The organism is Acinetobacter sp. RIT698 (assembly GCF_009668065.1).
GTDB classification, from domain to species: Bacteria; Pseudomonadota; Gammaproteobacteria; order Pseudomonadales; family Moraxellaceae; genus Acinetobacter; species Acinetobacter guillouiae.
In genome coordinates this window covers 1-12,556 of sequence record NZ_WJYH01000054.1, presented here as the reverse complement: position 1 = coordinate 12,556, position 12,556 = coordinate 1, and the positions used below count along the sequence as shown (strand labels likewise).

Here is a 12,556-nt window from a genome sequence, read left to right as displayed (position 1 = left end):
AAAGGAGTTTTACATGGGCATCCGTATTACAGGTACAGGTTTGTACCATCCTGAAGAAGTGATTACCAATGAAGAATTGGTGGATTGTTTAAATGCTTATGTGGAACAATTTAACAGTGAAAATGCTGAAAAAATTGAAGCGGGTGAAGTTGTTGCCCGTCGTGGTTCAAGCGCAGAATTTATTGAAAAAGCATCAGGCGTAAAGCGTCGTTATGTCATTGAAAAATCAGGTGTCCTAGACATTAATCGCTTACGTCCCCGTTTAGAAGAACGTTCAGATGAAGAGCTTTCAATCCAAGCAGAGTGGGGCGTAATTGCAGCAAAACAAGCGATGGAAAATGCAGGCGTAATTGCAGAAGACATTGATGTGGTGATTTTGGCTTGTTCAAACTTACAACGTGCTTATCCTGCTGTTGCAATTGAAATTCAAACGGCATTGGGTATTCAGGGCTATGCCTATGATATGAATGTGGCGTGTTCAGCTGCTACATTTGGTTTAAAACAAGCCTACGATGCTGTAAAAACGGGTGCACGTCGTGTGTTATTGGTTAATGTGGAAATTACCTCAGGCCATACTGACTATCGTTCACGTGACTGTCACTTTATTTTTGGTGATGTTGCAACAGCTTCAATTATTGAAGAAACGGACAGCAAAACAGGGTTTGAAATCGTAGATACCCATTTGTTTACCCAATTCTCCAATAACATCCGAAATAATTTTGGTTTCTTAAATGGTTCAGAATTAACTTCTCGTGATGATAAGCAATTCCGTCAAGATGGCCGCAAAGTATTTAAAGAAGTGTGTCCATTGGTTGCGAAAATTATTTCTACGCAATTGGAAAAGAACAGTATTCAACCTGAAAACGTAAAACGTTTTTGGTTGCATCAAGCCAATGCCAATATGAATGAATTAATTTTAAAACTCATTGTCGGCAAAGAAGTTGCAGAAGCGGATCCTGATTTGGTACCAATCATTTTAGATGAGTTTGCCAATACGTCTTCAGCAGGTGTGATCATTGCATTACATCGTAGTGCGGATCAGGTGAATGATGGCGAATATGGTGTGCTGTGTTCATTTGGTGCAGGTTATTCTGTGGGTTCAATCCTTGTGCAAAAGCATGTTGCTTAAATCATAATTTTATAAAATCTCCCTCCTTGTGCCGCGAAAAGTGCAGTTCAGCTACTTTGAAAAAAAGGGGGGGAGATTGTCGAGGATTTAAGTTATTTTATTTGTGTAAAGCTCTTCCCTGAAAAAGGAGGAGTCATACGCTTAAGGCCAAGATCAAATAATGTTGAAAAGTATTTGTAGAGATACAGCATGACTGAAAAAACCTTGAAAATACGACACAACGCTAAATTGATTCGATTAATAAGCAGCTTACAGCGCTTTTACTTTCGTCCAACATTTTTAGGTACTGAAAATTTAGTGCCGAATAAACCAGCCATGTATGTCGGTAATCACACCATCTATGGTGTTTTAGATTCTCCGATTCTGATTGATTATTTATTTACAGAACATAAAATCGCAGTGGTCAGTTTAGCTGATCATATGCATTTTCATATTCCGATTTGGAAAGAAGTGGTTAAACGTGTCGGTGGGGTTGATGGTGTACAAGAATATGCCAAAGAAGCGATGCGACAAGGTTATTCGATTCTGGTTTTTCCAGGCGGCGGTCGAGAAGTCATTAAACGTAAAGGTGAAGCCTATCAACTGATCTGGAAGCAACGCTTTGGTTTCTTAAAGTTGGCTCAGGAATTTGGTTATGAAATTGCTCCTTTTGTGGCTTTAGGTGGTGATGAAGTTTTTGATTTAGCTTTTGATGTAAACGTGCTGCTTAAACAAAAGTGGTTTAATAAAATATTATCAAATCCCAAAATAGGTTCATTGCTTAGACAAGGTGAAGTTATTCCTTCGATTCCGAAGCATATTATTCCAAAGCGAATCCCTTTTTATTTTAAATTTATGCCACGGTTATCTATTGACCAGATAGAAAACATGGACGATATGATTGTATTTCGTGATCAATTGCAAGCGAGCATTTATACTGAAATTGAGTCGTTAAAGTCCTATCGAGCACATGACTTGGAACAAAAACCTTAGAACAAAAACCTTAGAACAAAAACCTTAGAACAAAAAAAACAACCTTTGAGATCGTATAATGTTTGAACTGCATACCAATTTTAAACAGATACTTAATCTATTCAATCTGCGAACTCAACCCATTCAAAGTATTGTGCCTTTTCTTCAAGATCCTTATTATCTCGAATTTTTAGGACAGTGTAGCGATACTGAAATTACCCCTGATATTGATTTATTTGGCTATGAAACTACGATAAAGGAAAACCAGTATTTCGCAGAGCATGTGGAAAATTTATCCCAACAACTATGGAAAATTGGTCGTACAGGTCAAGGTGATGAATGGTTTTTAGATCGGAATAGTTTTGATATTTTATTCTATGATCATGATTTAGGTATGGACTTAGATGAGAATTTAAAACGCGATCAGTTTCAGTCGATGCAAATCAACTTTTTTCAATTTTTACAATTTGCTTTACTTCTGCAAGCGCTGGAACAACACTTGGATAAAAATCCATTATCTAAGGTGGAGTTGGAGCAATTTCAAGATACCGTGAATCGCATTCATCCTGAACTTTTTTCACGTTATCCATTTGATTATTTATAAGTTATAAGCGTTACAATTGATTGATAAAATGAGTTTACTCACAATATAGAGGAATAAAAATGTATACAGCTTCATGCCTTTGTGGTGGTATTCAACTGAGAATTCATAGTGAAATCCCTCAAATATTTGTCTGTCATTGTCAGCAATGTCAAAAAGCCCAAGGTTCAGCATTTGTGGCGATTGCTCCTATTCAGACTAAAGATTTAGAGATTGTTCAAGGACAGGCATTGTTTCAAGAATATTATGCCACTGAAAATAAAAAGCGAACGTTCTGTAAAAGATGTGCATCCCCATTATTTAGTGCGCGTTTAGACCTACCTGAGGTCGTGAGATTACGTGTAGGCATTGTAAATGAGCCTGTTCAAGGCAAGATTGTTTCACATGCGTTTACTGATAACAAAGCTGCTTGGTTTGAAATTTTGGATGATGCCCCACAATTTGCTCAAGCGCTTTGTTAAAGAGTGAAGTTATATGTGAACAACAAGAATGCTGGATATTTATTGTTTAAATAAGATTTTGTGCGCTATCTTACTTATTTTTAAGTATCTGAATTTTATATTTTTATAAATAATTCAGAAATCAGTTTAAGTCATTTGTATATATAAATACCTTCTGTATAATTTTAAAAAAATACACTTTAAATCAATAGAAGGTATAAATGACAAGAATAGTCGTCGCTGCAAAACAAGACAAAATATTACTAAAGGATTCTCAAGCAAAAACGGTCAGTTTAGATCAACCCGCTATTATTCAAATTGGTGTCACACAACAAGATGTGAAAACACTAGAGCGACTAGGCGATAAGCTGATTATTAGTTTAAATAATGGTGAGCAAATTGTTTTAGAGGGTTTTTTTCAAGCCAATTCAACCACAACGCATTCTTTAACGTTCCCCAAAGCAGATGGAAGTTTCTCACTTGCTCACTTTGATGCCAATGGAAAATTTACAGACTATAGCGGTTTGCAAAAACTCGATACTTTACTCTATGAAGGCGCCAATACTGCGGCTGTTCAACAAGTCTCTGCCTATGAAGATTCAACCCCTGAGTTTTCATTTTCAAATCTATTTTCTTCAAGTGCAGTGAAAGCAGGTGTCGGTCTTGTTTCTGCAATTGGTTTAGGTTTGGCATTGATTGATGATGGTGGAGGTAATCAATCAAAGGGTGTTACTGACATTATTGCACCCAAAACACCGACTGCAACATTGAATGCAGAGGGGACTGAAATTAAGGGTACCGCTGAAGCGGGTGCGACTATTTATGTGATTGATAAAAACCAGAAAGTGATTGCCACAGCAGTGGTCGATAAAGATGGAAATTATTCTTTGACATTGCCAGAGGCTTTGCTAAACAACAATACTTATTATATCAATGCAAAAGACAAAGCTGGAAATGCTTCAACCTATACCTCGGTTGTTGGCACGAAAGATACCATTGCACCCAATGAGCCTCAAGGGCAGTTAAATGAGCAAGGAAATATTGTTACTGGTAAAGCAGAAGCGAATGCCACAATTAATGTGTATGACTCAGCAGGTCAACTGATTGGTACTGCAAAAGCCAATGCGCAGGGACAATTTTCTGTTGCCATTTCTCCTGCTTTAACCGCAGGCCAGATCGGTACAGTCGAAGCAATTGATGCATCTGGAAATAAATCAGAAAAACATAATATTGAAGTGGGTAAAGATACTATCGCACCTGATCAACCCAAGTTTGAGGTGTCTAAAGAGGGGACCTCAATACACGGAACAGCAGAAGCAAATGCTAAAGTGATTATTCAAGACTCAACAGGTGCGGTGATTGCAACGGGTACTGTAGACGCCAATGGTAAATTCAATATCACTATTTCTCCTGCTTTAGATGCAAGCAAGACTGGCAAAATTATTATTGAAGATGCTGCAGGAAATAAGTCGAGTGCTGTAGAAATTAAAGCAGGACAAGATGTTTTAGCACCAGATAAACCCGTGGCCAATTTAAATGCTGAAGGCACTGTGATCACGGGTACCGCTGAAGCAAACTCTAAAATTTCAGTCTATGACAGTGCAAATAAATTATTAGGCACAGCAACAACGGATGCAAACGGAAATTATTCTGTCACGCTTTCAACAGCATTGACTGAAGCAAAAGTTGGCAGTGTATATGCAACAGATGCAGCTGGAAATCAGTCAGTGCTTAGCTCTGTAACAGGTACCAAAGATGTAACCGCGCCTGCAAGTCCAAAAATCACAGATGTGGTTGATGATGTGGGGACAACTGTAGGTTCTGTTGCTGCAAATGGGACGACAGATGACAAGCGCCCTGTGATTTCAGGAACCGGAGAAGCTGGGGCAACTTTGATTATTTATGATAATAATCAGGCAATTGGAAAGGTCACAGTCGGTGCAGATAGTAAATGGTCATTTAGTTTTACTTATGATTTAACTCTGGGGAGTCACAGTATTACTACTGTACAAACGGATAAAGCAGGGAATACCAGTTTAGTGAGTGATGCTCGAACATTTACTGTAGTCGAAATCGCCGCAAAAATGGCAGTTTTTGATGAAGCCTTGGCTTTTCATGCTGATTTAGCTAATTCGAATATTGATTCAGTTAAAAGTGCTGATGCGATTGGGTCAGGTGTTTTAAATTTTGAGCCAGAAAGTAGCGCTCAAGTATTAGGGCAATCGACACCAATAGAAAATCAATTTTCGCTGCTCAATTCAAATGTTTCATATTTAGATCATACGCCTATAGCTGGCAGCTCAGCTATTCTCAGTACAAGCATAACCACTGTACTGCAAGATGTGCTTGAGAATACCAAGACAGGCAATATGGATTCTCATGGAAGCACGACCATTTCAGTCGATGAATTGTTAGCAAAGGCTTCAGTCAATGATTTAACTGCAAATCAGATTGATGATGTGCTTGCTCGAACAATTGATCAAAGTGCTACATCCGTTGTCGATGATGCTAAAAATACTGAATTGGTCGCTTTCAATAAAGCCGAAAATCTATCAGCGCAAGATATACCTGTATTGCAATCTGATCTGATCAAAGACTTGTTTGATCCACAATTACTGACCTTTTGATTGAAAATAACCAGATAAGCACCTACGGGTGCTTTTATGGAAACCAGATTTTATAGCGCTGGTTTAGCTTAAAATTGATGCATAAGGCTTTCAAATAAACGCTGAATAATTTTATTCAGCGTTTATATTTTTATCTAAAACGTGAACTTATACATATAAAATACCCAATTTCAGGTATATCTCTATATTTCCCCATTTGATCTAATGATTGATATTTGATCAAAAACTAGATTTGGGGATTGTCATGAACAAAATTTATAAAGTTATTTGGAATTCACAACTTAGGTGCTGGCAAGCTGTTTCAGAATTGGCAAAAAATCATAGCACTTCACAAAGTACTGTGGATCATAAAAACGCGCTGACGGGCACTGTTCAAAAAGTATCTGGGATAAATTTAATCCGATTGGCTTTTTGGGGGCTAGCTTTATTGCCATTATCGATTTATGCCGCAATTTCTAATACGGAACTGCCTACAGGCGCCAATATCACTCAAGGTTCAGCCAATATTTCCCAAAATGGCAACGTTTTAAATATTCATCAGAATAGTCAAAATCTTTCGACCAACTGGAATACTTTTAATATTGGTAAAGATGCGACGGTTAATTTTAATCAGCAAAACCAGTCATCTATAGCCATTAATCGGGTTTTGGATAGCAATGCATCGCAGATTATGGGGCGTTTAAATGCCAATGGGCAGGTGTTTTTACTCAATCCAAATGGTGTGGTTTTTTCTAAGACGGCTCAAGTGAATGTTGGTGGTTTGGTTGCTTCAACTTTAAGTTTGAACGATGCGGATATTCAAAATGGCAAATATACTTTAAAAGCCAATGCCAATAGCACAGCAACGATAGAAAATAACGGTACTATTCAAACTTTATCAGGTGGAACTGTTGCGCTGATTGCGCCCAATGTTAAAAATACAGGCTCTATTGTGACACCAAACGGAGTTACCCATCTCACTGCTGCCAGTCAAGTCACTCTTGCTTTACAGGATGGTTCACTCACCCAGTACCAAGTTGATCAAGGGGTATTAAAAGGCTTGGTGGACAATGGCGGTGCAATTCTTGCCGATAATGGGGCTGTATATTTAACTGCAAAAGCCAAAGACAGTTTAAGTAAAGCCGTGGTCAATCATAGCGGGATTATTGAAGCCAATCGCTTAAGCCAAAATGCCAAAGGTGAAATCATTTTGTTAGGTGATATGCAAAATGGTGAAACAAATGTCAGTGGTCTGCTTAAAGCTGAAGGGAAAAATGGTCAAGATGGTGGGTTTATTGAAACCTCCGCAGCTCAAGTAAAGATTGAGAATAGTACCGTGGTGTCCTCTCATTCTGAGGGCGGGAAAATCGGAAACTGGTTGATCGACCCTACCGATTTCAGTATTAATTCGGGTAATGCATCAGCAAGCAGTAGCGGCATAGGCGCAACCACTTTAGCAAGCATTCTTGCAACCAGTAATGTCATATTACTAACCAGCACTACGGGTAACCAGAAGGGTGATATCAATGTTAATGCTGATGTGACTTGGGGGAGTGCGAACAGCCTGACTTTAAATGCACAAAATGACATCAACATTAATGCCAACATCACAGCGACCAATAATAGTGGCAAACTTAATTTGATATATGGACAAAACACGGCCAATACCAGCGCAAATTATTATATTAACAATGGTGCAAAAATAAACTTAAAGGCTGGGCAGAATTTTAGTACCCAAAAAGGAACGGCTGCTACTATTAACTATCAAGTCATTACGGCTTTGGGCGCACAGGGTTCGACTACAAGTCAAGATTTACAAGGGATCAACGGGAACCTGAGTGGTAATTATGTGTTGGGTGCAGACATAGATGCCAGCAGTACATGGCAGTGGAATGGTTATACCGGATTCGACCCAATTGGCTTTTATAATGCAAATTTGAGTCCAACGGATCTCTCACAGCAGGCTTTTCGTGGACGGTTTGATGGATTAGGTCATGCGATTAGTGGATTAAGTATTGAGTCTATGTATCAGGGGATTGGACTGTTTGCGATTACGCATCAGGATACACTTATACAAAATGTTGGATTGAATAATATAAGTTATTCAGGTTATGGAAAAACAGGCGGGATCGTGGGGATTAATCTTGGCACGATTAATAATGTTTATGTCAATGCAGGCTTAGTCACAGGTAATACCGAGCAATATGGCGGATTGGTGGGCTGGAACTATAATTCAGGAAATATCTTAAACTCTTATGCAAATGTAACTGTAAAAGGAAAATATTCGAATAATAATTATATTGGCGGTCTGGTTGGTTATAGTGATGGTGTTGTAAGTTCTTCTTTTGCAACAGGCGCGGTGACAGGAAATAATTATATTGGTGGTTTAGTTGGTGGAATATCAGGACAAATTAACAACTCTTATGCAACAGGTACTGTTATTGGAAGTCAGTATGTTGGAGGGTTGGTTGGGTTCAATGGCGGTAGTGTTGACAAAAATTATTCTTCAGGAAGTGTAACTGGTGGGCAGTATGTTGGTGGTCTTGTTGGTGGTGGTAACGGTACAACCACAAATAGTTTCTGGAACACCAGTACTTCTGGAAGAACAAGCAGTGGGGGTGGTGTAGGAAAAACCACAACAGAACTTCAGCAAATTTCTACTTTTGCAGGTTGGGATATTGATGATGCAGGTGGTACAGGAAAAGTTTGGCGTATTTATGAAGGACGATCTGCGCCATTACTACGTCATTTCCTAAAGCCCTTGGTCACAGAAATTGTCGCTAATTTTTCTGACAAAATTTATGATGGATCGATAGCTTCTGGAACGCTGGCTTCAGGGCTGAATTATAAAACAACCAGTAAAAATGCAGGGATTTATAGTTTAAATGATGGCTCAATCCTGATTAGTGGTGTTCCAATCGCGGCTAATACAACTCAGTTTGGTGATGATGTAATTTATAAAGAAAATGGTGGTTCGGGCTCATTAACAATAGCAAAAAGAGATTTAAATATTAATGGCTTGAGCGTTGCTGACAAAGTCTATGATACATCAAAAGTAGCAACATTATCGGGTACTGCTGGAGTGACAGTGCTGTCAGGTGATTCAGTGACACTTTCGGGTATTGGATTTGGATCATTTACTGATAAAAATGTGGGGAATAATAAAAATGTGATTGTGTCGGGTTATACGCTGACTGGAACAGATGCTTTAAATTACACCTTACTACAGCCGACAAATCTTAAAGCCAATATAACGCCTGCAGTTTTAACCATTAATGGAATAAGTGTTGCAGATAAAACGTATGATGGTTTGTCCAATGCAACCATAAATGGCTCTGCTTCAATCAATCCATTTGCTGGGGATTTTGTTGGATTGACTGGTAGTGGGATAGGCACATTTACAGATAAGAATGCGGGAATCCGGTCTGTGATCGTAACAGGCTATAACTTAACAGGTGCGGATGCCGGAAATTATATTTTTAGTCAGCCTATAGGTTTAAGTGCCACAATTCATAAAGCGCAAGCCATTGTAAAGGCCAATAGTTTAAATACCGTCTATAACGGTAAAGATCAAACGGCTGCTGGCTTTAGTGCTATAGGTTTAGTCAATGGTGAAACTGAATCTGTATTGTCAGGTGTTTCGGCAACTGTCACAGGCAAAGATGCAGGCAAATACACCAACACAGTAACAGGTGCAGACAAGAACTATGAGTTAAGTTTTGTTGATGGTTCATTGGATATTGCGAAAGCGAAAGCCACCGTAACCGCCAATAGCGTATCAACCACCTATAATGGTAAAGATCAAACGGCTGTTGGCTTTAGTGCAACAGGCTTGGTCAATGGCGAAACTACAACTGTATTGTCAGGTGTTTCGGCAACTGTCACAGGTAAAGATGCCGGTAGTTATGCCAATACAGCCACAGGTATAGATAAGAACTATGAGCTAAGTTTTGTTAATGGCTCTTTGGATATCGCCAAAGCTAAAGCGACAGTAACAGCCAATAGCGTATCAACCACCTATAATGGTAAAGACCAAACGGTTGCTGGTTTTAGTGCAACAGGTTTGGTCAATGGTGAAACTGAATCAGTACTCTTAGGTGTAACTGCAACGGTTACCGCTAAAGATGCTGGCAAGTACACCAATACCGCAACAGGTATAGATAAAAACTATGAGTTAAGTTTTGTTGATGGTTCATTGGATATTGCCAAAGCCAAAGCCACTGTAACCGCCAATAGTGTATCAACTACTTATAATGGTAAAGATCAAACTGCTGCTGGCTTTAGTGCGACAGGTTTGGTCAATGGTGAAACCGAATCGGTATTGTCAGGGGTAAGTGCAACGGTTATCGCTAAAGATGCAGGTCAATATACCAATACCGCAACGGGTCTAGACAAGAACTACGAGCTAAGCTTTGTCGATGGCTCATTAGATATTGCTAAAGCTAAAGCCACTGTGACCGCCAATAGTTTAAATACAGTCTATAACGGTAAAGATCAAACGGCTGTTGGTTTTAGTGCGACAGGCTTAGTCAACGGTGAAACTGAATCTGTATTGTCAGGTGTTTCTGCAACTGTCACAGGTAAAGATGCTGGTAGTTATGCGAATAAAGCCAGTGGAGCAGATAAAAACTATGAACTTAGTTTTGTCGAAGGCTCACTAGATATTGCTAAGGCTAAAGCGATAGTAACAGCCAATAGCGTAACAACGACCTATAACGGTAAAGATCAAACGGCTGTTGGTTTTAGTGCGACAGGCTTAGTCAACGGTGAAACTGAATCTGTATTGTCAGGTGTTTCGGCAACTGTCACAGGTAAAGATGCCGGTAGTTATGCTAATACAGCCACAGGTATAGATAAGAACTATGAGCTAAGTTTTGTTAATGGCTCTTTGGATATCGCCAAAGCTAAAGCGACAGTAACAGCCAATAGTGTAACAACCACCTATAATGGTAAAGATCAAACGGCTGCTGGTTTTAGTGCGATTGGTTTGGTCAATGGCGAAACTACAAGTGTATTGTCAGGTGTTTCTGCAACTGTCACAGGTAAAGATGCAGGCCAATACACCAATACCGCAACAGGTCTAGATAAAAACTACGAGTTAAGTTTTGTTGATGGCTCTTTGGATATCGCCAAAGCCAAAGCAACCGTGACTGCCAATAGCGTATCAACCACCTATAATGGTAAAGATCAAACGGCTGCTGGCTTTAATGCGAAAGGCTTAGTCAATGGTGAAACAGAATCAGTATTATCAGGTGTTTCATCAACGGTGACTGCTAAAGATGCAGGCAAATACACCAACACAGTAACAGGTATAGACAAGAACTATGATCTAACGCTTATTGATGGCTCTTTGGATATTGCGAAAGCGAAAGCCACTGTAACAGCCAATAGTGTATCAACCACCTATAACGGTAAAGATCAAACAGCTGCTGGCTTTACTGCGACAGGTTTGGTCAATGGCGAAACAGAATCAGTACTATCAGGTGTAACTGCAACGGTGACTGCTAAAGATGCAGGCAAATACAACAACACAGTAATAGGTGTAGACAAGAACTATGATCTGACGCTTATCGATGGCTCATTAGATATTGCGAAAGCTAAAGCCACTGTGACAGCCAATAGTTTAAATACCGTCTATAACGGTAAAGATCAGACAGCTGCTGGCTTTAGTGCAATAGGTTTGGTCAATGGTGAAACTGAATCTGTACTCTCAGGTGTAAGTGCAACGGTGACTGCTAAAGATGCTGGCAAATACATCAATACCGCAACGGGTCTAGACAAGAATTATGAGTTAAGTTTTGTTGATGGTTCTTTGGATATCGCCAAAGCGAAAGCCACCGTAACCGCCAATAGCATATCAACCACCTACAATGGCAAAGATCAAACAGCTGCTGGCTTTAGTACAACAGGTTTGGTCAATGGTGAAACTGAATCTGTATTATCAGGTGTAACTGCAACGGTGACTGCTAAAGATGCTGGCAAATATACCAATAGTGCAACAGGTCTCGACAAGAACTATGATCTTAGTTTTGTTGATGGTTCATTGGATATTGCCAAAGCCAAAGCCACTGTAACCGCCAATAGTGTATCAACTACTTATAATGGTAAAGATCAAACTGCTGCTGGCTTTAGTGCGACAGGTTTAGTCAATGGCGAAACAGAATCAGTACTATCAGGTGTAACTGCAACGGTGACTGCTAAAGATGCAGGTCAATACACCAATACTGCAACAGGTCTAGATAAAAACTATGAGCTTAGCTTTGTTGATGGTTCCTTAGATATCGCTAAAGCCAAAGCCACTGTAACCGCCAATAGTTTAAATACGGTTTATAACGGTAAAGACCAAACGGCTGCTGGTTTTACTGCAACAGGCTTGGTCAATGGTGAAACTGAATCAGTATTGTCAGGCGTAACTGCAACAGTGACTGCTAAAGATGCAGGCAAATACACCAATACCGCAACAGGTCTAGACAAGAACTATGATCTTAGTTTTATTGATGGCTCTTTCGATATTGCTAAGGCTAAAGCTACTGTAACCGCCAATAGCATATCAACCACCTACAATGGCAAAGATCAAACGGCTGCTGGCTTTAGTGCTATAGGTTTAGTCAATGGTGAAACTACAAGTGTATTGTCAGGTGTTTCTGCAACTGTCACAGGTAAAGATGCAGGCCAATACACCAATACCGCAACAGGTCTAGATAAAAACTACGAGTTAAGTTTTGTTGATGGCTCGTTAGATATTGCCAAAGCGAAAGCCACTGTTACAGCCAATAGCGTATCAACCACCTATAACGGTAAAGATCAAACAGCTGCTGGCTTTACTGCG

The 12,556-nt window shown here is 39.5% G+C and carries 6 protein-coding genes; all 6 read left to right on the top strand.

The window, feature by feature from the left end:
• Positions 1-13 precede the first annotated feature (13 nt).
• Complete coding sequence (locus GJV03_RS18245) at positions 14-1,129, top strand: beta-ketoacyl-ACP synthase III (protein WP_151957287.1); 1,116 nt, start codon at positions 14-16, stop codon at positions 1,127-1,129.
• A gap of 189 nt (positions 1,130-1,318) precedes the next feature.
• The gene (locus tag GJV03_RS18240; RefSeq protein WP_151957288.1) at positions 1,319-2,101 is read left to right on the top strand and encodes a lysophospholipid acyltransferase family protein; all 783 of its coding nucleotides are present in this window, start codon (positions 1,319-1,321) and stop codon (positions 2,099-2,101) included.
• 58 nt (positions 2,102-2,159) lie between these two features.
• A complete protein-coding gene (locus GJV03_RS18235; RefSeq protein ID WP_151957289.1) occupies positions 2,160-2,684 on the top strand; it encodes a hypothetical protein in 525 nt (174 codons plus the stop codon).
• A 59-nt stretch (positions 2,685-2,743) separates the two neighbouring features.
• Entirely contained in the window at positions 2,744-3,142 is a 399-nt protein-coding gene (locus GJV03_RS18230) for a GFA family protein (RefSeq protein ID WP_056515949.1), read from the top strand.
• A 200-nt stretch (positions 3,143-3,342) separates the two neighbouring features.
• Complete coding sequence (blp2, locus tag GJV03_RS18225; RefSeq protein ID WP_154130768.1) at positions 3,343-5,748, top strand: Ig-like repeat protein Blp2; 2,406 nt, start codon at positions 3,343-3,345, stop codon at positions 5,746-5,748.
• A gap of 244 nt (positions 5,749-5,992) precedes the next feature.
• Positions 5,993-12,556: MBG domain-containing protein (locus tag GJV03_RS18220; RefSeq protein ID WP_154130767.1), on the top strand; the 6,564-nt coding region annotated here is incomplete at its 3' end.